This window comes from Streptosporangium nanhuense (assembly GCF_059358815.1).
Genome location: NZ_JCADBG010000001.1, coordinates 392364 through 412799 on the forward strand (window position 1 = coordinate 392364; position 20436 = coordinate 412799).

The 20436-nt window shown below is 71.9% G+C and carries 15 protein-coding genes; 10 read left to right on the forward strand and 5 right to left on the reverse strand.

The window, feature by feature from the left end:
* The first annotated feature begins 248 nt into the window (after nucleotides 1–248).
* Complete coding sequence (locus AC5L38_RS01635; RefSeq protein ID WP_495240926.1) at nucleotides 249–941, forward strand: hypothetical protein; 693 nt, start codon at nucleotides 249–251, stop codon at nucleotides 939–941.
* Nucleotides 942–1138: 197 nt separating this feature from the next.
* Nucleotides 1139–3937: an AAA family ATPase gene (locus AC5L38_RS01640; RefSeq protein WP_495240927.1), complete on the forward strand. Its 2799-nt coding sequence runs from the start codon at nucleotides 1139–1141 to the stop codon at nucleotides 3935–3937.
* Between the two features lie 178 nt (nucleotides 3938–4115).
* Here the strand turns inward: AC5L38_RS01640 and AC5L38_RS01645 are convergent, their stop codons facing one another.
* Complete coding sequence (locus AC5L38_RS01645; protein ID WP_362693278.1) at nucleotides 4116–4346, reverse strand: DUF397 domain-containing protein; 231 nt, start codon at nucleotides 4344–4346, stop codon at nucleotides 4116–4118.
* 33 nt (nucleotides 4347–4379) lie between these two features.
* Nucleotides 4380–5204 (reverse strand): helix-turn-helix domain-containing protein, encoded by an 825-nt coding sequence (locus AC5L38_RS01650; RefSeq protein WP_495240928.1) that lies wholly within the window; start codon nucleotides 5202–5204, stop codon nucleotides 4380–4382.
* A 192-nt stretch (nucleotides 5205–5396) separates the two neighbouring features.
* Here AC5L38_RS01650 and AC5L38_RS01655 point away from each other — a divergent pair, with 192 nt between their 5' ends.
* Both AC5L38_RS01655 and AC5L38_RS01660 read left to right on the forward strand, forming a co-directional pair.
* Nucleotides 5397–5804, forward strand: coding sequence for an ATP-binding protein (locus tag AC5L38_RS01655; RefSeq protein WP_495240929.1), 408 nt, complete (start codon nucleotides 5397–5399; stop codon nucleotides 5802–5804).
* A 152-nt stretch (nucleotides 5805–5956) separates the two neighbouring features.
* Nucleotides 5957–7786, forward strand: a complete 1830-nt coding sequence (locus AC5L38_RS01660) for a M14 family metallopeptidase (protein WP_495240930.1) — start codon at nucleotides 5957–5959, stop codon at nucleotides 7784–7786.
* Nucleotides 7787–7893: 107 nt separating this feature from the next.
* Here AC5L38_RS01660 and AC5L38_RS01665 read toward each other — a convergent pair whose 3' ends face one another.
* The 3 genes from AC5L38_RS01665 to AC5L38_RS01675 all read right to left on the reverse strand — a co-directional run bounded on the left by AC5L38_RS01665 (nucleotide 7894) and on the right by AC5L38_RS01675 (nucleotide 11061).
* Entirely contained in the window at nucleotides 7894–8703 is an 810-nt protein-coding gene (locus tag AC5L38_RS01665; protein WP_495241532.1) for a class I SAM-dependent methyltransferase, read from the reverse strand.
* A 215-nt stretch (nucleotides 8704–8918) separates the two neighbouring features.
* Nucleotides 8919–10454 carry an aldehyde dehydrogenase family protein gene (locus AC5L38_RS01670; RefSeq protein WP_495240931.1) on the reverse strand — a complete coding sequence of 512 codons (1536 nt, stop codon included), beginning with the start codon at nucleotides 10452–10454 and terminating at the stop codon, nucleotides 8919–8921.
* A 175-nt stretch (nucleotides 10455–10629) separates the two neighbouring features.
* Nucleotides 10630–11061, reverse strand: a complete 432-nt coding sequence (locus AC5L38_RS01675) for a cupin domain-containing protein (protein ID WP_495240932.1) — start codon at nucleotides 11059–11061, stop codon at nucleotides 10630–10632.
* 97 nt (nucleotides 11062–11158) lie between these two features.
* Between AC5L38_RS01675 and AC5L38_RS01680 the strand changes: the two genes are divergently transcribed.
* The 6 genes from AC5L38_RS01680 (at nucleotide 11159) to AC5L38_RS01705 (ending at nucleotide 20204) form a co-directional block, all read left to right on the forward strand.
* Nucleotides 11159–12724: an SWIM zinc finger family protein gene (locus AC5L38_RS01680; RefSeq protein ID WP_495240933.1), complete on the forward strand. Its 1566-nt coding sequence runs from the start codon at nucleotides 11159–11161 to the stop codon at nucleotides 12722–12724.
* Nucleotides 12721–14133, forward strand: coding sequence for a DUF5691 domain-containing protein (locus AC5L38_RS01685; RefSeq protein ID WP_495240934.1), 1413 nt, complete (start codon nucleotides 12721–12723; stop codon nucleotides 14131–14133). The genes AC5L38_RS01680 and AC5L38_RS01685 overlap by 4 nt, the downstream gene beginning before the upstream one ends.
* The gene (locus AC5L38_RS01690; RefSeq protein ID WP_495240935.1) at nucleotides 14133–15200 is read left to right on the forward strand and encodes an ATP-binding protein; all 1068 of its coding nucleotides are present in this window, start codon (nucleotides 14133–14135) and stop codon (nucleotides 15198–15200) included. Before AC5L38_RS01685 ends, AC5L38_RS01690 begins: the two co-directional genes overlap by 1 nt.
* 231 nt (nucleotides 15201–15431) lie before the next feature.
* Nucleotides 15432–17954, forward strand: coding sequence for a DUF5682 family protein (locus AC5L38_RS01695; protein ID WP_495240936.1), 2523 nt, complete (start codon nucleotides 15432–15434; stop codon nucleotides 17952–17954).
* Nucleotides 17947–19098 (forward strand): VWA domain-containing protein, encoded by a 1152-nt coding sequence (locus AC5L38_RS01700; RefSeq protein ID WP_495240937.1) that lies wholly within the window; start codon nucleotides 17947–17949, stop codon nucleotides 19096–19098. The genes AC5L38_RS01695 and AC5L38_RS01700 overlap by 8 nt, the downstream gene beginning before the upstream one ends.
* Before the next feature lie 119 nt (nucleotides 19099–19217).
* A complete protein-coding gene (locus AC5L38_RS01705) occupies nucleotides 19218–20204 on the forward strand; it encodes an aldo/keto reductase (RefSeq protein ID WP_495240938.1) in 987 nt (328 codons plus the stop codon).
* Nucleotides 20205–20436: the final 232 nt, after the last annotated feature.

Sequence of the window (20436 nt, forward strand, 5' to 3'; positions counted from 1 at the left end):
AAAGCGTCGCCGAAAGTGCCGGGGGAAGAAAGAGGCGACAGAAGGTTCGCCTGCCTCTGTTCTCCGGTCGTGGGGTGAGGGTTCAATGTTGTCGGGAATCCAACGGCGGCATTGTGTAACAAGTGAGACCGGGTTCCCGGAAAGATTTGGTCAATTTTTCTTGGATTGGGTGTGCCGGGAGAGGAGAGAGTCACATGAAAAACGGGCACAACCACCTCGTTAACCCGTAAAGCGGAGGTATAGCCCTGGTGAGAAGATCGAGGGCCGGGTTCGCCGTGGTTGCCGTGGCGGTCGTCTCCGCCATGGTCGGCGGGCTCACGGGATGCGCACGTGCCGAGTTCACCTACGTCCGCCACGACGACGGGCAGACGTACTTCAAGGTTCCGGCGACCTGGCACAAGGTCGACCAGGTGGCGCTGGACAAGGCGACCATCGGGGCCGATCCCGAATCGGCCACCGCGCAACTGCGCAAGCAGCTGATCTGGTCGGCCGCCTACGACGCCCACGCCGAGCCGTCCGCCGACCACCTTCTCGGCTACGGCACCGGAGACGAGCCGTTCGTCTTCGCCCGGATCGCCAAGCTGCTCCCCGAGGAGCAGGACTCGTTGTCCCTGAACACCATGCGCAACTCCGTCCTGCCCGTCACCGAGACGGTGCGCACGGAGTACGCGAAGATCCCCGGTTATCCGTTGCAGGACTTCGAGCTGCTCGCCGACGAGGTGCTCCAGCCGGGTGACGGTCTGCGCGGGGTGCACGTGCGGTTCAACTACGCGATCAAGGGGGCCGGGACCGAGACCTTCGACCTCACCTCCTACCTGGCCGAGGACGGCAAGCAGGTCTCCACCCTGCTGATCCGCTGCTCGGCCGACTGCTACCGGAAGCGCGCCGGGGAGTTCGAGAAGATCGCGCAATCGTTCAAGGTCAAGCGGCTCGCCGGGTGAGGAGAAGCCCGTCCATGAAGTCACCTCCACCGCCTCCCAACTTCGAAGGACTCCGGGCTCCCGGTTCCGGTCCGACGGATCCGCATCCCGACAAGCGCAAGAAGATGCCGTTCTGGGACCGGATCAAATTCCTCCTCATTCTTACGACCATCTATTTCATCCTGGTATGGAGTGAGATGGCCTCATACGAGGGCATCATGACATTCCGGGATGGGATGATCACCACCGCGATCGCGGCTCCCTGGATCTTCTGGCTCCTGGGAATCGAGTTCCTGCGCCAGCTCCACTTCTTCGTCAGCGAGCGTTCCGCCGGATACAACCGGTTCTGGACGCGTAGCGTGTTCGGCGGCTTCGAGCGCTGGACCCACCGCCGTTTCTCCGACTGGAACCGCTTCAGGATGGCGCGCGCCATCAAGTGGGTGTTCTGGATCGCGGTGCTCGCCCTCATCCTCGGCGAGGTGCTGGACACCTCTCCGGCGCTCGCGCTCTTCCAGGCGCCCGCGCTGCTCTGGCAGGCCCTGCCCTACGTGGCGCAGCTCGCCTTCGCGTTCTTCTTCATCGCCTTCCAGTTCATCGGCCTGTTCTGGCTGCTGTCGCGGGGCGGCGTGGAGACGTACTTCCCCGACGACATCAAGACCCGCTTCACCGACGTCTGGGGCCAGGACCACGTCGTCGAGCGGGTCAAGGAGAACATCGTCTTCCTGGAGAGGCCGGACGCCATCGAGGAGCGCGGCGGCTACGTGCCCAGCGGCCTGCTGCTGTGGGGCCCGCCGGGCACCGGCAAGACCCTGATGGCCGAGGCCGTGGCCGGGGAGACCGGCAAGCCGTACGTGTTCGTCGACCCCGGCGCGTTCGTCAACATGTTCATGGGCATCGGCATCCTGAAGGTGAAGTCGCTGTTCAGGAAGCTGCGCAAGCTCTCGCTGCGGTACGGGGGCGTGATCGTCTTCTTCGACGAGGCCGACTCCCTCGGCAAGCGCGGCTCGCTGGCGCAGCAGGGCCCCAGGGGCGCTCCCGGGTTCTCCCCGCACACCGCCGGATGTCACGGCTTCGGCTATCTCAGCGAGGACACCCGGTGGCTGCTGAGCCGCGGCGGCGCGGCCGGGCCGAAGGAACCCGACACCGGGCGCAGCCGCTTCATGATGGGCGGCATGGGCGGGGGCGGCGGCGACCCGGGCACGCTGCAGGCGCTGCTCACCGAGCTGTCCGGCCTGAAGAAGCCGAGGGGCATCGTCAACCGGCACGTGCGAAGGCTCTTCGGCATGCGGCCCAAGCCGCCGCCGAAGTACCGGATCCTGGTCATGATGGCCACCAACATGCCCAACTCGCTGGACGAGGCGCTGCTGCGGCCGGGGCGCATCGACCGCATCTACAAGGTGGGCTACCCGTCGAAGGCGGGCCGGGTCCGCACCTATCGCGGTTACTTCGACAAGGTCGACCACGAGCTGACCGACGCGCAGCTGGACAAGCTGGCGACGATCACGCCCTACGCCACCGGTGCCACGATCAAGGACCTGGTGAACGAGTCGCTGATCACCGCCATCCGCGACGGCCGGGAGATCATCACCTGGTCGGACGTGACCCGCGCCAAGCGGCTCAAGCAGCTCGGGCCGCCCGAGGACGTGGAGTACATCGAGCGCGAGCGGCACGCCGTGGCGGTGCACGAGGCCTGCCACGCCGTGGCGGCGTACCGCACCCGCTACCACCTCGAGATCGACATCGCCACGATCGAGAAGGGCGCCGACTACCTCGGCATGGTCGCGAGCATCAAGCCCGAGGACCAGTTCACCCGCTGGAAGTCCGAGCACGAGGCCGACATCATGGTCTCGCTCGCCTCCCTGGCGGGGGAGCGGATGTTCTTCGGCGAGGACAACTCCTCCGGTGTCTCCGGCGACCTGTTCTCCGCGACGTACCTCACCGCGCTGATGGAGGCGCACTGGGGCATGGGCCGCGGGGTGACCTCGGTGCCCGCGCTGCAGGAGCTGGAGATCATGGGCGGCAAGTCGATGCCCAAGCCCGGCGGCGGGGGGATCGGCTTCACCAAGGCGCCGGGCGGCGGCCAGCCGCTGGCACCCGACGTGCTGGGCGAGCGCATCGAGTTCAACCTGGTGGGCCTGCTGGAGCGGACCGAGGAGCTGCTGCGCGAGCACCGGCGGGACGTGCTGTGCCTGGCGCACGCGCTGGAGGCGCACAAGACGCTCAACGGTGACGACGTGGTCGCGATCCTGGAACGCAGGCGGGGGCCGTTGATCGACGGCTCCGTCTACGACTCGCAGGACTTCTACGACGAGATCGAGGAGTATCACCTGGAGGCGGCGCGGGCGCACCGCGAGCACAGCCACGTGGCGCGCGCCCTGCCCGTCCCGCCGGCGCTGCCCCGGCTCGAACCCGCCGGCGCGGTCATCCACGGCGCGGTGCTCACGGGCAACGGCAACGGCTCCACGGTGCCGAGCGCGATGTCGAGCACGGTGTCGAGCACGGTGTCGACCGCTGTGTCCCCGGTGTCCCCGGTGTCTTCAGGGTCGCCGGGGTTCCCGGCGGCGGTGTCCGAACCCGACTTCGTGCCCTGGGGCGACGACACCCCGGCGCGTCGCCCGGCGCCGCCGCCGCCCCCGCCGCCCGCCGCCCCCGCGCCGCGTCGCGGGAGGTTGCGGACGGTGTTCGTGATCGCGGCCAGCCTGGCCGCGCTGGCGGCCTTCACGGCGCTGGGCACCTACGTGCTCAACGGCGGGACGGTCGCGACGAGCGGGGCGGGCGGGGCGGGCTCGCCCGATTCCGGCACGCTCGTGGTGGTGTTCGTCGCCGTGCTGGCGGCGGTCGTGGGAGCGGCGATCGTGGCGGCGGTCACGAGGGGGGCGCAGGCGGCCAAGGCCAGGGCCGAGGCCCAGCGGGATCGGGCCGTGGAACGGGCACAGCTGCTCGCCGCGGCGATGGACCCCGAGGTCGCCATGCGGCTCCTCGGCTACAACGGCGACGACGAACGGCCCCCGCGCTGAGGATTCCCGGCGGGTCACGGGATGCCCGGCAAGCGGCGGGCCACGAGAGAAGAGGCGATGAGCGACAGCTGACGGACAACGAGTGAGGTGACGAGCACAGCCCGCCGGGCCGGGGCCGCGGGCGGGCTGTGGCCGGAGGTTCCGGGGGAACCGTGAGGCAGGTTCCCCCGGAGGTCCGTCAGTCGAACTCGCCGTCCTTCACACCGCCGACGAAGGCGTCCCACTCGCTCCGGGTGAACGCCAGCGCCGGGCCGCCCGGATCCTTGGAGTCGCGGACGAGATACAGCTGGTCGGCGTCCGCCTTGTGCCTGGCGACCACAGGGTCACCGGGGACGACCGCCACCTCCACGCAGTTGCCTCCGTTGGTGCTGCGGCCGCTCTTGCGCCACTGGGCGCCGGACAGATCCATCGTGGACCCTCGCACTTTTTCTTCCTTCTACAGCTAGGGGGAGGAGAACCTTCTCGCCATCTGAGCGATGAAGGCCGCCGAGGCCTCCTGACTGAGAGCCATGGCGCAGAGGCTCTCGAACATGGAGGCGTATCGGCATACTTGCTCGGGGTCGTCCGGCACGCTCCCGCTCGCGGCCTGCTCCAGGTAGAGCAGGTCGGGAGCCTCGGGTTCGGGGAAGCTGAGCAGGCAGAACTGGCCGTCCATCGCGGGATGGGCCCCCGCGGAGAACGGGACGACCCGTATCTCCACGTTGGGCAGCCCGCCGAGGTGGACGAGGTGCTCCAGCTGCTCCGACATGATGTCGCGTCCGCCGATCCGACGCCGGATCACCGCTTCGTCGAGCACGGCGACGAGGTGGATCGGGTCACCGGGTCCGTGCAGCAACCGCTGACGCGAGATGCGCACGGAGACCGTCTCCTCGACCTTGGAGGGGGTCTGTGCAATCGAGGTCGCCTCGGTCACCGCGCGTGCGTACGGTTCGGTCTGCATCAGGCCGGGGACGACCAGCGGCTCGTACGAGCGCACGAGCGACGCCTCCGCCTCAAGCCCGATGTAGGAGTCGAAACCGGGTTTCAGGGTCTCGCGGTGGGGGTGCCACCAGCCCCGCCTCCTGGCTTCGACGGCCATCTGGATCAGGGAGTCTCGAGCCTCCCCGGTCACGCCGTACACATCGGTGAGGGCCGACACGTCCGAGGGGCGAGGCCGGGACAGGCCCGTCTCGTACCTCCAGACGGTGGTGTCGGTGGAGCCGATCCGCTCGGCCACCTCCACCCGCGTCAGCCCGCTGTCCTTTCGCAGACGGCTCAGTTCAGCCATCAGACGGCGATGACGGGCCGTGGGGCTGCGTCGAGAAGCCACGCATCTACCTCCCTCCGTCCTTTGATAGCAAATCTGCGGAATCCCAACATGAGGTATTGCAGTCCTTGATAGAACAGTTCACCGTGAGTGAGTGTGCCATCTCACAGGGCGATGTGCATGGAATATGCGTGTCAGGGAGTGAGGTCAACCATGACGACCGGACGGCGGGCCGTCTCACCTCGATCAACGGTGACCCTCAAGGGGGTTCCGGAGTCGGTGTCGGTGGCGCGGAGCCGGGTCAGGGAGCTGCTCGGTGAGGGGCATCCCGCGTCCGACGACGTCGTCCTCCTGGTGAGCGAGGTGGTGACCAACTCGGTGCTCCACTCCGGTTCCGGAGAGGGCGGCGAGGTCGCGATGACGGTGGCGGTGGGGTCGGCCGCGGTGCTGGTCGAGGTCTGCGACGCCGGATCCGGCGCGTCGGCGCCGCACGTGCGCAACGACCCGGAGGCGGAGGGCGGGCGGGGCATGTTCCTGGTGGACCTGCTCGCCGACAGCTGGGGCATCCAGGACGACGCCCCCGAGGGGGCCAGGACCCTGTGGTTCGAGGTCGCCTTCTGAGTCCGGTCTCGCTCTCGCCCCGCCCGTGTCCGGTCGTGACGCCGAGTTCCCGCCGCCTCCAAAATTTGGGCCTTTGCTAATCAACGCCGCTGTTTGACTCTCGGTGGAGGCGCGCGACAAAACCCTAGAGTGCGTGCCTGAGGAGGACGCAGGTGAGACGCCGTCTGATCGTGGTGTTCGTCGCCCTGGCGCTGTTGTGTCTCGGTGTGACCGGGGCGGGAGCCTCGGCCGAGCCACAACCGAACAATCAGTACAAGGTCCAGGGGCCGAGCACCGCCCAGCAGCGAAGCGCGGTGGCCGCCACCGGTGCCGCGATCGACCAGGTCGACCCCGACTCGGTCGTGATCACCGCCAACGAGGACGAGGTCGCCGCGATCAAGAAGCTCGGCTACTCCGTCACGAGGATCCCCAAGTCGTTATCCCCGACCGGGCCCGAGCGACGCGCCGACTTCCCGCCGGCGGACTCCGGCTACCACAACTACGCCGAGATGACCGCCGCGGTGAACCAGATCGTCGCCGACCACCCGACGATCGCCCGCAAGATCAGTTACGGCACCTCGTACGAGGGGCGCGACCTGATCGCCGTCAAGATCAGTGACAACGTCGCCACCGACGAGAACGAACCCGAGGTGCTGTTCACCCACCACCAGCACGCCCGCGAGCACCTGACCGTCGAGATGGCCATCTACCTGCTCAACCTCTTCACCGACGGGTACACCACCGACAGCCGCGTCGCCAACCTGGTCAACGGCCGCGAGATCTGGATCATGCCGGACCTCAACCCCGACGGCGGCGAGTACGACATCGCCACGGGCTCCTACCGCTCCTGGCGCAAGAACCGCCAGCCCAACTCCGGCTCCTCGGCCGTGGGCACCGACATGAACCGCAACTGGGGCCACAACTGGGGCTGCTGCGGCGGCTCCTCCGGCTCGGCCTCCAGCGACACCTACCGGGGCTCGGCGGCGGAGTCGGCCCCCGAGGTCAGGGCGGTGGCCAACTGGGTGCGCAGCCGGGTCGTCGGCGGCGTGCAGCAGATCAAGGCGCACATCGACTGGCACACCTACGGCGAGCTGATCCTGTGGCCGTACGGCTACACCTTCAACGACACCGCCCCGGGCCTGACCCAGGACGACCGCGACGCCCACGCGACCCTGGGCCAGAACATGGCCTCCACCAACAACTACACCCCCCAGCAGGCCAGCGACCTCTACATCACCGACGGCACGATCGACGACTGGCTGTGGGGCGTCTACAAGATCTTCAGCTACACCTTCGAGATGTACCCGGTCGGCTCCTCGCCGGGCTTCTACCCGCCCGACGAGCAGATCGTCCCGCAGACCACCCGCAACCGGGAGGCCACGCTGCGCTTCCTGGAGTACGCCGACTGCGTCTACCGGATCATCGGCAAGGAGTCGCAGTACTGCGGCACCGGCACCCCGCCGGTGACGGTCTACTCCGACGACTTCGAGACGGCGACCGGCTGGACGGCCAACCCCTCGGGCACCGACACCGCCACCTCCGGCCAGTGGGAGCGGGGTGACCCGGCGGCCACCACCTCCAGCGGCGCCAAGCAGCTCGGCACCACCGTCAGCGGCAGCAACGACCTGGTCACCGGCAGGCTCGCGGGCAGCGCGGCGGGCGACTACGACATCGACGCAGGCATCACCAGCATCCGGTCACCGGCCATCACCCTGCCGTCGACCGGGACGCTGAACCTGTCGCTGTCGTGGTACCTGGCGCACGGTTCCAACGCCTCCAACGCCGACTTCCTCCGCGTGAAGGTCGTCGGCTCCACCACCACCCAGGTGTTCCAGCAACTCGGCGCGGCCTCCAACCGCAACGGCGCCTGGGCCACGGCCACGGCCAACCTCTCCGCCTTCGCGGGGCAGAGCGTCCGGATCCTGATCGAGGCCGGTGACGCCTCCGGCGCCTCCCTGGTCGAGGCCGGGATCGACGACGTCAAGATCACCCAGCAACCCTGACCCTCCCTCGGGACGCCTCCCCGGAGGCGTCCCGAGCCCTCCCCGCGGGGAACCGGGACGGCGAGCCCGTGAGGCCCGAAGCCCGCCCGAAGCCCGCCCGGAGGTCGTCAGACGCGGCAGATCAGCTCGCCGTGCAGCAGTGACAGCCAGCCGTCCGGCTCCCCGACCCAGGCCCGCCAGCCCTCCGAGACGCGGCGCAGGTCCTCCTCGGTGGCGGCGCCCGAGGCGAGTGCCTGGCCGGCCATGTCGGACTTCAGGATGCGCTCGGCCCACATGCCGCCCCACCACGCGCGGTCGTCGGGGGTGGCGAAGCACCAGGTCGAGGAGGTGGCCGTCACGTCGGTGAACCCCGCCGCGTGCGCCCACGACAGCAGCCGCCGCCCCGCGTCGGGTTCGCCGCCGTTGGCCCTCGCCACCTTCTGGTACAGGTCCATCCACGCGTCCAGCTCGGGTGTCTCGGGGAACCAGGCGAACGAGGCGTAGTCGCTGTCGCGCACCGCGACGACCCCGCCCGGCCGGCAGACCCGCCGCATCTCGCGCAGCGCCCGGACCGGGTCGCCGACGTGCTGCAGCACCTGGTGGGCGTGGACGACGTCGAAGGTGTCGTCGGGGAACTCCAGCGCGTGCACGTCCGCCACGGCGAACGCGATGTCGGAGCGCCCGCGCCGCTCCGCCTCCGCGCGGGCGAGCCCGAGGGCCTCCTCGGTGATCTCGACCGCGGTGACCGCGCCGGGCGCGACCCGCTCCGCCAGGTCGGCGGTGATGGTGCCCGGCCCGCAGCCCACGTCCAGCAGCGTCATGCCCGGCCTCAGGTGCGGCAGGAGGTGGGCCGCGGAGTTCTCCGCCGTACGCCACCTGTGCGATCTGAGCACGGACTCGTGGTGCCCGTGCGTGTAGACGGCGTCCTTGCCGGTCATGAGGTCCTCCCCGTTGTCGTCACGCTGGTCGGACCATAACACGGGTCTCACATTTCAAGAATAATAGTCTCACTATATGGTCGTCATGGGTTGGGCGGGAACCGTCGGCAGGGGGTGTCCGGGCGCGCGACGGGCCGGTACCGGCAGGTCGGGCCGGCACCGGGCGAAGTCGGGTATGTCGAGTTATGTCAGGTTGTGTCGGGGCGTCGGAGACGTCAGAGACGGAAGTCCAGGTCGGGGACGATCTCGGCGACGTCCATCTGGGCCTTCTGGAGCCTTCCCGAGTGGTCCCAGTTCATCGCCTGCCAGCGGGTGAACTGGTCGAGGACCCACATCCCCGACTGGCGGCTGCCGTTGCCCGACTTGCCGTTGCCGCCGAAGGGCAGGTGGGCCTCCGCGCCGGAGGTGGAGTTGTTGACGCTGACCATGCCCGCGCCGATGCCCTCGCGGAAGCGGAAGGCCGACGCCGGGTCGGTGGTGTAGATGGAGGAGGAGAGCCCGTAACCGGGGAGGTTGGCCAGGTCGACGGCCTCGTCCAGCGTGCGGAAGGACGTCACGCCGACGATGGGGCCGAAGGTCTCCTCAAGGAAGAGCCGGTCGCCGGGGCGGACGCCGTCCACGACCACCGGGTGGTAGTAGAGGCCGCCCTCCCCGGTGAAATCGCCGCGCCGGCTGTCGGGGGTGATGCGCCCGGCAGGGCCGGAGACGACCGTGTGGTGCGGCTGGATCCAGCCCAGATACTCCTCGTAGCGCGTGGCGAACCTCCGGTCCAGCAGCGGCCCGCACAGCACGTCCCCCGCGGGGTCGCCGACCACGGCTTCGGCCAGGGCGTGCACGTAGCGGCGGAGGAACTCGTCGTGGACGCTCTCGTGCACGATCACCGTGCCGAGCGACGTGCACCGCTGCCCGGCGGTGCCGAAGCCCGCGAACAGCGCGCCCTCCACGGCCAGGTCGAGGTCGGCGTCGGGCATGACCACCATCGGGTTCTTGCCGCCCAGCTCCAGGCAGGGAGACTGCAGGTGGCGCCCGCACAGCTCGCCGACGCGGCGGCCCACCTCGGTGGAGCCGGTGAACCCGACCTTGTGCACCGTGCCCTCGGCCAGCGCCGCCTCCAGTCCCTCGAACGTCGCGGCGCCGTCGGCGAGGACCAGGTTCAGCACGCCGTCGGGCAGTCCGGCCGCGACGAACAGCCGGTGGAGCGCGTGCGCGGAGGCCGCCGCGTACTCGGCGGGCTTCCACACCACCGCGTTACCGCACAGCAGCGCCGGGACGAGGTACCACGACGGCACCGCGACCGGGAAGTTGCCCGCGGTGATCACCGCGGCCGTCCCCACCGGGACCCGGAAGGTGAACAGGTTCTTGTCCGGCATCTCCGAGGGGACCGTCTGCCCGTACAGCCGCCTGCCCTCGCCGAGGAAGAAGTCGCACGTGTCGACGATCTCGCGCACCTCGCCCAGCGCCTCGGCGTACGGCTTGCCGATCTCGCGGGTGACCAGGCGGGCCAGCTCCTCGGCGTTGGCCTCCACCAGGCGTCCGATCGAGGCGATCACCCGTCCCCGGACGGGCGCGGGGACGCGCGCCCACTCCCGTTGCGCGGCGGCGGCCGTACGGCACGCCGAGGAGAACGTGCTCGCGTCCGCCAGCCGGACCCGCGCGACCACCTCGTCCAAGCGAGCCGGGTTGACCGACTCGTAGGCCGTGCCGTTGGACGTTTCTTTTCCGCCGATGACGGAGACGATCTCGCTGGTCACCTTTGACCTCCCGGGTGTGAACCTTTGACCGCATTCTCCCCGCGCCGGAGGAGACCGTCACATCGCCCGGGAGGGCGTCACGACGAGCGGATCGAAGGCCCGTCCGCCCCGTTCTCCGTCGCGCCCTGTCGTGTCGTCCTGTCGTGCTCTTCCGTGTCGTCCGTCGCGTCGTCCGTCAGATCATGCGGAAGTCGGCGAAGTCGAAGCCGGGGGACACGACGCAGCTCACCAGCACGCCCTCGTCGCCGGCCGGGCGGGCGGCCTGCCAGGTGCCGCCGGGCACCAGGGCCTGGAGGACCTGCCCCTCCTCCACCAGCGGCCCCAGGGTCACGGTGCTCTGCGGGTGGCCCTCGTGACCGCCGAGGATCAGCGTCAGCGGGCCGCCCCGGTGCCAGAACCAGACCTCGTCGGAGGCGACCACGTGCGGGCGCGACTCCTCGCCGGGCTCCAGCAGGAAGTAGATCCCGGTGGCGGTTGCCCGGGTGCCGGAGTATCCGGGAGGAGCGAGGTCGACGGAGGTCCTCCAGGTCTCGCGGAACCAGCCGCCCTCGGGGTGCGGCAGCAGGTCGAGGGCCTCGGCGAGCGGAGGGCGCGAAGGGGTCGTCACCGCACCGATTCTAGGGACCCCGGTCCGGCGGACGTGCCCTGGGGCGGCCGTTGCGGACGGGTCCGGATTTGTCGGCGGGGTTGGCTAGGTTCAGTCCGTGATCGAACGGTGGAACCGGGATCAGGTGCTGGCGCTCGCGCCCGACGCCTCGTCCCAGAAAGCGGCCAAGGGAGTCTCCTCCCCCGGCAAGTGGTCGGGGTCGGGAGCCACCGCCGACGCGGTGTGGGGCGAGTGCGCGGGCAGCGGCTCCAAACCCTACCGGGCGTGTGTCGACCTGTCCGAGCCCGCGTACCGATGCAGCTGCCCCAGCAGGAAGTTCCCCTGCAAACACGCTCTCGGCCTGCTGCTCCTGTGGTCGGCCGACGGTGTCCCCGCGGCCGAGGAGCCCGCCGACTGGGTGGGCGAGTGGCTCGACGGGCGGCGCGGCCGCGCGGCCAAGGCCGCGGAGGCGGGAGCGGCCCGCGCGGCCGCGGCCGCCGAGCCCGGTGCCGGTGCTGGTGCCGGTTCCGCGGACGGCCGCAGGGCCGCGCTGCGCGAGCAGCGGGTGACCACCGGGCTGTCGGACCTGGAGCGCTGGCTCGCCGACCAGATCAGGCAGGGCATCGCCGGTTCGCGGCGCCACGACCAGTGGGACGACCTGGTCAAACGCCTGATCGACGCCCAGGCGCCCGCCGTCGCGGGCTCGCTGTCGCGCCTCGGCGCCGTGCTGGACGGCGACGACTGGCCCGCTCGCCTGCTCGGTGAGTACGCGCTGCTGCACCTGCTCTGCGTGGCCCACCGGCGTCTTTCCGCCCCGGACGGCGACGGGGCCGGGGCCGGTGACTCCGCCGGCCCCGCCGACCCCGGTGGCTCGGGCGGGGTGACCTTCCGGGACGCGGCTCCCGCCGGGCTTCTCGAAAGGGTGCGCGACCGGGTCGGCTTCCCGGTGACGAAGGAGGAGGTGCTGGCCCGCGGTGCCGTCCGCGACCTGTGGGACGTGCTGGGACGGCGCGACGAGGAGCACGACCGGCTGATCGCGCGCCGGGTCTGGCTTCGCGGGCGCGCGACGGGCCGGGCGGCGCTGGTGCTCTCGTTCGCGCCGGTCGGGCAGGCCCTCGACGCCTCGCTCGTCACCGGCACGACCATCGACGCCGACCTGGCGTTCTATCCCGGCTCGGCCCCGCTGCGCGCGGTGGTCGCGGCCCGTCACGACCCCGCTCGCGGCGGCCCGGTCCGTCACGACGCCGCTCACGACGGCTCCGCGCCGGATGGCTCCGCGCCGGACGGCCCGGTTCTGGGTGACCTCGCCGGGGATGCGCCCGCCGGCGCCGTACGGGACGGGCGGAACGCTGTCGACACCGCCCGCCACCGTTCCGCCACGACCGGCCCGCCGCCCGGCTCGACCGTCGAGCAGGCCCTCGACGAGGTGGCCGAGGCCCTGGCCGGCGATCCCTGGCTCGACTCCTGGCCGCTCGTGCTGGAGGGGGTGACTCCCGCGGGGAGCGGTTCGCGGCTCCTGGCCGGGTCCGGTGGCGGGCTGCCGCTCCACCCGTCCGCGGGCACCCCGTGGCGGCTGGTCGCCACCTCCGGCGGTCACCCGCTGACCGTCGCCGCCGAATGGACCCCGAGAGGGCTGCGTCCCCTCACGACCTGGGACGAGGAAGGCCGGGTGATCGTCCTGTGAACACCTCCGCCGAATGGGAGGACCTGGTGTCCACCGCGCTCGTCGGGACCGACAGGCGCCCGCTGCCCGGCCGGGGGGCGAGCGAGGTCGAGCTGCTCGGGCGCGCGGCCGTGCACACGCTGCGGGCGCGCGCCGGGCGCAGGCCGGTCGCCGCGGGTGAGCCGCCGGCCGTCGCGGCGCCCGAGGAGCAGCCCGTGGTCTCGCGCGCCGCGGGCGACCGGCTCGCCCGCATCCTCGGCGGTGAGCAGCCGAGGCTGCTCACCGAGTGGCTGGAGACCGCGGCCGCGCGCGGATACCGCCTCTCGCCGCACCTGCTGCCCGAGCTTCTCGACCACGCGGCCAAGGACCGGTCGATCCGCCCGCACCTCGGTGTGCTGGCCGGAAACCGTGGACGCTGGCTGGCGGGGCTGAATCCGGCGTGGGGCTTCCTGCTGGAGGAGGTCACCGGGATCGCCGCCACCGGATCCGGCGGGGCCTCCCAGACCTGGGAGTTCGGCACCTCGGGCGACCGCCGCGTCCACCTGGGCGCGCTGCGGGCGGCCGACCCGGCCGGGGCCAGGGAGCTGCTCGCCGCCACCTGGGAGAAGGAGACCCCCGACGACAGGGCGGCGTTCCTGGAGGTCCTCGCCACCGGGCTCTCGCCCGACGACGAGCCGTTCCTGGAGGCCGCGCTCGACGACCGCCGCCGCGAGGTCCGCCACCAGGCCGCCGACCTGCTCACCCGGCTGCCCGGATCGCGCCTGGCCCTGCGGATGGCCGAGCGGGCCGCCCGGTACGTCACCGTCGTCGGCGACGAGATCCACGTCGACCCGCCGGTGGCCTGCGACAGCGCCCTGGAGCGCGACGGCGTCCGGGCCAAGGCGCCCCGGGGGATCGGCGAGCGGAGCTGGTGGCTGCAGCAGACCGTGGCCCGCACCCCGCTCGGGGTCTGGCCCTCGCTGCTCGGCCGGCCGCCCGGCGAGCTCGTCCGGTTGAAGATCGTCGACTGGGGTCGCGAGGTCATGGCCGGCTGGGTCAGGGCCGCCGTCCTCCAGGGTGATCCGGAGTGGGCGCTGGAGCTCTTCACCTGGGACCCGCTCGCCGACCTGCTGGCCGCGCTGCCCCGCGACAAGCAGGAGGTCGTCGCCGCCGACTTCGTCCGGTGGCACGGCCTGGACGGTCAGCTGATCATGGTTCTCGGCGGGGCCGCGGCCCCGTGGGGGCCCACCCTCGCCAGGGCCGTCCTCCAGAAGATCATCGATGTCTCCGGCACCCATCCGTGGAACCTCGGCGAGCTGGTCAAGCTCGCCGGCGAACGCATCGACCCCGCCCTGCACGGCCTGGCCGGACGGCTCTCGCCGGAGCCCCCCATCCAGGAGGTCACCGCCCTCCTGCGTTTCCGTGACGACATGTCGAAGGAGCTCACGTAGTGACAACGGTTCTGCGGGCCCACGCCGAAGACCAGTACGCCGAGGAGCTGGCGATCCTGGCCAAGGGCGACGATCGCACCCGCCCGCCGGGGTGGAAGCTGTCGCCGTGGGCGGTGACCGCCTACATCCTCGGCGACGGGGACCAGATCACCCCCAAGTACATCGGGCCGCGGCGCATCGTCGAGGTGGCCGTGGCGACGCTGGCCACCGACCGCGCGCTGCTGCTGCTCGGCGTGCCCGGCACCGCCAAGACCTGGCTGTCCGAGCACCTGGCCGCCGCGATCAGCGGTGACTCCACCCTCCTGGTGCAGGGGACGGCCGGCACCGCCGAGGAGGCCGTCCGCTACGGCTGGAACTACGCCAAGCTGCTGGCCGAGGGCCCGTCCATGGAGGCGCTCACGCCGAGCCCGGTGATGCGGGCGATGGCCGAGGGGCGGCTCGCCCGCGTGGAGGAGCTGACCCGCATGCCCTCCGACGTCCAGGACGCGCTGATCACCGTGCTGTCGGAGAAGACGCTGCCGATCCCCGAGCTCAACCGGGAGGTCCAGGCCGCGCGCGGTTTCAACATCATCGCCACCGCCAACGACCGCGACCGCGGCGTCAACGACCTGTCGAGCGCGCTGCGCCGCCGGTTCAACACCGTCGTGCTGCCGGTCCCCGCCACCGCGGAGGAGGAGGTGGACATCGTCTCCCGGCGGGTCGGCCAGCTCGGCCGCTCCCTGGAGCTGCCCGAGACCCTCACCGGCCTGGAGGAGATCCGCCGCGTCGTCACGGTCTTCAGGGAGCTGCGCACCGGCGCCACCGAGGACGGCCGCACCAAGATCAAGTCTCCCAGCGGGACGCTCAGCACCGCCGAGGCCATCTCCGTCCTCACCAACGGCATCGCCCTGGCCGCGCACTTCGGTGACGGGGTGCTCCGCCCCTCCGACGTGGCGGCCGGCATCGTCGGCGCGGTGATCCAGGACCCGGTCTCCGACCGCGTCGTCTGGCGCGAATACCTGGAGACCGTGGTGCGCGAGCGCCAGGACTGGCGCGACTTCTACCGGGCCTGCCGTGACGCGGGCTGAGGCGACGACCCCCTTGCGGGGCACGCTCCCGGCGGCTCAGGTCTCCGCGTTCCCGGCTCCCGCGCTTCGAGCCTCCGTGCTCTCGGCTCCCGCGTTCCCGGGCCCGGCGGCTCCGGTTTCCACGGTCCCGGCTCCGACGCTTCGAGCCTCCGTGCTCCCGGCCCTCGCGGTTCCGGCTCCCGCGTCGCCGGTGCCGCCGGTGGCGGCTCCCCGGCCCGGTGGGGGGTGGCGATGAGCGTCTCCGTGCTGGGCATCCGGCACCACGGACCGGGATCGGCGCGGTCCCTGCGCGACGAGCTCGAACGCCTCAAGCCGGACGTCGTGCTCATCGAGGGCCCGCCCGAGGCCGACGAGCTGGTCACGCTGGCCGGTGACCCCGACCTCCGGCCGCCGGTCGCGTTGCTCGCCCACGTGCCGGGGGAGCCGTCCACGGCCGCCTTCTGGCCGTTCGCGGTGTTCTCGCCCGAGTGGCAGGCGATCCGTCACGCCGTCGCGGCGGGCGTCCCGGTCCGGTTCTGCGACCTGCCGGCCGTGCACAGCCTCGCCTCACGTGCCGGCGCGGACGGTCGCCCCGAGCCGGGAGAGACGGGCGACGGGCCTGCGGCGCCCTCCGAGGGGGAGGCGCCGCAGGGTGCCGGGGAGCGGGGACCGCACGCGAAGGTCCCCGGCTCCCAGGACGAGGCCACCGACGGTGAGAAGGAGGGCGAGCCGGACGACGCCGCCCCGGAGGCCCTACGGATCGATCCGATCGGGGCTCTCGCCCGCGCCGCCGGGTACGACGACCCGGAGCGGTGGTGGGAGGACGCGGTCGAGCACCGGGGCGACACCCCGTTCCACATGATCGCCCAGGCCATGGAGGCCGTCCGCGAGGGGCACGTCGCCGACGAGTACGAGGCGCGGCGCGAGGCCTTCATGCGGCGCACGATCCGCAGGGCGGTCAAGGACGGGTTCGAGCGGATCGTCGTGGTCTGCGGGGCCTGGCACGTCCCCGCGCTGGCGGGCACGGCGCGCGAGGGCGCGCCCTGGGGAGCCGGGCTGCCCACCGTGAAGGCCGACGACGCGCTGCTCAGGGGGCTGCCCAAGGTCAAGGCCGAGATGACCTGGGTGCCGTGGACGTACGGGCGGCTGGCGGCCTGGAGCGGTTACGGCGCGGGGGTGACCTCCCCGGGCTGGTACCACCACCTGTTCGCCTCCCCCGACCGGCCGGTCGAGCGGTGGCTGACCGGGGCGGCCGGGGTGCTCCGCGAGGAGGACCTGCCGGTCTCCTCCGCGCACGTCATCGAGGCGGTGCGGCTCGCGGAGAGCCTGGCCGTGCTCAGGGGACGGCCGCTGGCCGGGCTGGCGGAGGTGACCGAGGCGGTCAGGGCCGTGCTGTGCGAGGGCGACGACCTGCCGGTGGAGCTGATCCAGCGGCGCATGGTCGTGGGGGAGCGGCTCGGCCAGGTGCCCGACGCCACCCCGATGGTCCCGCTCCAGCGCCACCTGCGCGAGGAGCAGCGCCGGGTGAAGCTCAAGCCCGAGGCGCTCGACCGGGAGTACGACCTCGACCTGCGCAAGCCCCTCGACCTGGAGCGCAGCAGGCTGCTGCACCGGCTGCGCCTGCTCGGCGTCGACTGGGGCACTCCCCGCGAGAGCCGGGGCAAGGGCACCTTCCGCGAGTCGTGGTCGCTCGCCTGGCGGCCCGAGTTCGACATCGACCTGATCGAGGCGGGCGCCTGGGGCACGACCGTCCCCGCGGCGGCCGCCGCCCGCGTCCGCGACCTCGCCGACGGGGGAGCGGCGACCGGCCCGGCCACCCGCCGCGGAGCGTCCGGCCCGGGAACGGCCGGTCCCGGGGGAGCCGGTGGCGCGTCCGGCGGGGTCACGCTGGCCGGGCTCACCGGCCTGGTGGAGCGCTGCCTGCTCGCCGACCTGCCGGAGGCGCTGCCGTACGTGCTCGACACCCTGTCGGCGCGGGCCGCGCTCGACGGCGACGTCACGCACCTGATGGCCGCGCTTCCCGCGATGGTCCGCGCCCAGCGCTACGGCGACGTGCGCGGCACCCCCGCCACCGGCCTGGTCACCATCGTCGAGGCCATGCTCACCAGGATCTGCGTCGGCCTCGGCGGAGCCGTCACCGGCCTCGACGACGACGCGGCCCGCGACCTGATCCGTCACGTCGACGCCGTCCACGCCGCCGTCGCCCTGCTCGACACCGGACCCGCCCGCCAGGACGGCTCCGGGGAGGAGACGCCGCAGGACCGGTGGCTGGTGGCGCTGCGCGGGGCCTCGGGCCGGGCCGACCTGCACGGGCTCATCGAAGGGCGGCTCACCAGGATCCTGCTGGACGCCGCCGACCTCGACACGGCCGAGGTGGGGCGGCGGATGTCGCGGGCGATGTCGGCGGGGCACCCGCCGGCCAGGGCCGCCGCCTGGATCGAGGGGTTCCTGTCCGGGGGCGGGCTGCTTCTCGTGCACGATCCCCGGCTGCTCGGGCTGGTCGACGAGTGGCTCACCGGGCTCGCCCCGGAGACCTTCGTCGACGTGCTGCCCCTGCTCCGAAGGACGTTCGGTGCCTTCGCCGCCCCGGAGCGGCGCTCGATCGGCTCGCGCGTCCGCTCCCTGGGGGCGGCGGGCACCGGCGGCCCGGCGCGGGACGCGGAGGACGTCGACGAGGGGCGCGCGGCGGCGGCCGTGCGGACCGTGCTGGCGATTCTGGGGCCGACGATTTCAGGGCCGACGACTTCTGGAAGGACGGGCAGCGCCGATGGATGAGAGGCTCCGCCGCTGGCGGATGGTCCTGGGCGGGGACGCCGACGGCACCGGGTGCTCGCTGACCGGGACCGACGCCCAGATGGACGGCGCGCTGGCCGCGCTGTACAACGGCGGCGAGGGCTCCACCGAGCGAAGCGCGGGCCTGGGTGCCTCCGCGCCCAGGGTGGCGCGCTGGCTGGGCGACATCCGCTCCTACTTCCCCTCGACCGTCGTCCAGGTCATGCAGAAGGACGCCGTCGCACGGCTGAACCTGACCCGGTTGCTGATGGAACCGGAGATGCTGGACGCCGTCGAGCCGGACGTCCACATGGTCGGCACGCTCCTGTCGCTCAACCGGGTGATGCCCGAGAAGGCGCGCGAGTCGGCCAGGGCGCTGGTGCGCAAGGTCGTCTCCGAGCTGGAGCGCAAACTCGTACAGAAGACGAAGGCCGCCGTGACCGGTGCCCTGGACCGCTCGGCCAGGACCCACCGGCCCAAGCGGGTCGCCGACATCGACTGGGACCGCACGATCCGGGCCAACCTGAAGAACTACCTGCCCGAACGCAACACGGTGATCCCGTCCAGGCTGGTCGGGTACGGCAGGCGGCAGCGGGCGGTCCAGCGCGAGGTCGTGCTCTGCATCGACCAGAGCGGGTCGATGGCCGCCTCCGTCGTCTACTCGAGCGTCTTCGGCGCGGTGCTCGCCTCGATGAGCTCGCTGCGGACCTCGCTGGTCGTCTTCGACACGGCGGTCGTCGACCTCACCGACCAGCTCCACGACCCGGTGGAGCTGCTGTTCGGCACCCAGCTCGGCGGCGGCACCGACATCAACCGGGCCATCGCCTACAGCCAGGGGCTCATCACCCGCCCCAACGACTCGATCTTCATCCTGATCAGCGACCTCTACGAGGGCGGTGTGCGGGAGGAGATGCTCCGCAGGGTCGCCCAGATGACCGCGGCCGGTGTCCAGGTGATCGTGCTGCTCGCGCTCTCCGACGAGGGCGCGCCCTTCTACGACCACGACAACGCCGCGGCGCTCGCGGCCATGGGGGTGCCCGCCTTCGCCTGCACCCCCGACGCCTTCCCCGACCTGATGGCCGCGGCGATCGAGCGCCGCGACATCGGCCAGTGGGCCGAGCGCGAGCTGGAGCGCACCGCCACCTGATCCCGTCCCGGCGAGGGCGGCAGGGCCACGGGGGCCCGCCCTCGCCGGGACGCCGGTGATCGCGTTCTCGGGTGCTCGCCGATACTGTCGGAGATCGGCCGCGTGTCACGGAGGTGGCGGTGCACATCAGGACGTTGGGGCAGGGTATGCGGGTGTCGGCCCTGGGGCTGGGCTGCATGGGCATGTCGCAGAGCTACGGCCCGAACCCGGGCACCCGCGAGGACATGATGGGGGTGATCCGGTCCGCCGTCGACGCCGGGGTGACGTTCCTCGACACCGCGGAGGTCTACGGCCCCCATGTCAACGAGGAGCTCGTCGGCGAGGCCATCGGCCCGATCCGTGACCGGGTGCAGGTCGCGACCAAGTTCGGCTGGGACATCCGGGACGGCAGGTCCGTCGGCCTGGACTCCCGGCCCGAGCGGATCAGGAGGGTCGCCGACGCCTCCCTGCGGCGCCTGGGCGTGGAGGTGATCGACCTGTTCTACCAGCACCGGGTGGACCCGGACGTGCCGATCGAGGACGTCGCGGGCACGGTCGGCGAGCTGGTGCGGGCGGGCAAGGTCCGGCACTTCGGCCTGTCCGAGGTCGGGGCCGCCACGCTCCGCAGGGCCCACGCCGTGTACCCCGTAACCGCGGTGCAGTCGGAGTACTCGCTGTGGACCCGTGACCCCGAGCCCGAGGTGCTCCCCGCGTGCGCGGAGCTGGGGGTCGGGTTCGTGCCGTTCAGCCCGCTGGGAAAGGGATTCCTGACCGGGGCCGTGGATCCCGGGACGTCCTTCCAGAAGGGGGACATCCGGGCCACGATCCCTCGCTTCGACGCCGAGCACCTGCCCGCCAACCAGCCTCTGGTGGATCATGTCCGGCTGCTGGCCGAGGCCAAGGGCGCCACGCCGGGACAGATCGCCCTGGCATGGCTGCTCGCGCAGCGCCCGTGGATCGTCCCGATCCCGGGAACCCGCCGCCTGTCGCGTCTGCGGGAGAACGCGGAGGCGACGGCGGTGGGGCTGTCCGCGGACGAGCGGGCCGACCTGGACAACCTGGCCGCCAGGCTGGGCGTGGCCGGTGACCGCTACGGCGAGGCGCACATGAACCTCGTCGAACGCTGAGCCTGTGACTGATGTCGGGTGCCGAGCCCGCGACCGGCGTCGGGCCTGTGACCGGCGTCGGGCGTCGAGCCTAAGTCCGGACTTGCTGACGCTGAGTGTCGCGGTCAGCCGGGCGAGCGACAGACCGTCGAGCCCCTCGACCGAGGCGAGCTGGACGGCGGCGTCGAGCACCGCCTGACGAGTGCGCTCCCCACGCTGGAGCCGTCCGTCGATCATGTCTGGAAACTCCAGC

Coding starts and splice junctions, on each gene's coding strand:
- AC5L38_RS01640 (WP_495240927.1), top strand. CDS start 1,139: ATGACATTCCGGGATGGGATGATCACCACCGCGATCGCGGCTCCCTGG.
- AC5L38_RS01645 (WP_362693278.1), bottom strand. CDS start 4,346: ATGGATCTGTCCGGCGCCCAGTGGCGCAAGAGCGGCCGCAGCACCAAC.
- AC5L38_RS01650 (WP_495240928.1), bottom strand. CDS start 5,204: ATGGCTGAACTGAGCCGTCTGCGAAAGGACAGCGGGCTGACGCGGGTG.
- AC5L38_RS01655 (WP_495240929.1), top strand. CDS start 5,397: ATGACGACCGGACGGCGGGCCGTCTCACCTCGATCAACGGTGACCCTC.
- AC5L38_RS01665 (WP_495241532.1), bottom strand. CDS start 8,703: ATGACCGGCAAGGACGCCGTCTACACGCACGGGCACCACGAGTCCGTG.
- AC5L38_RS01695 (WP_495240936.1), top strand. CDS start 15,432: ATGAGCGTCTCCGTGCTGGGCATCCGGCACCACGGACCGGGATCGGCG.
- AC5L38_RS01700 (WP_495240937.1), top strand. CDS start 17,947: ATGGATGAGAGGCTCCGCCGCTGGCGGATGGTCCTGGGCGGGGACGCC.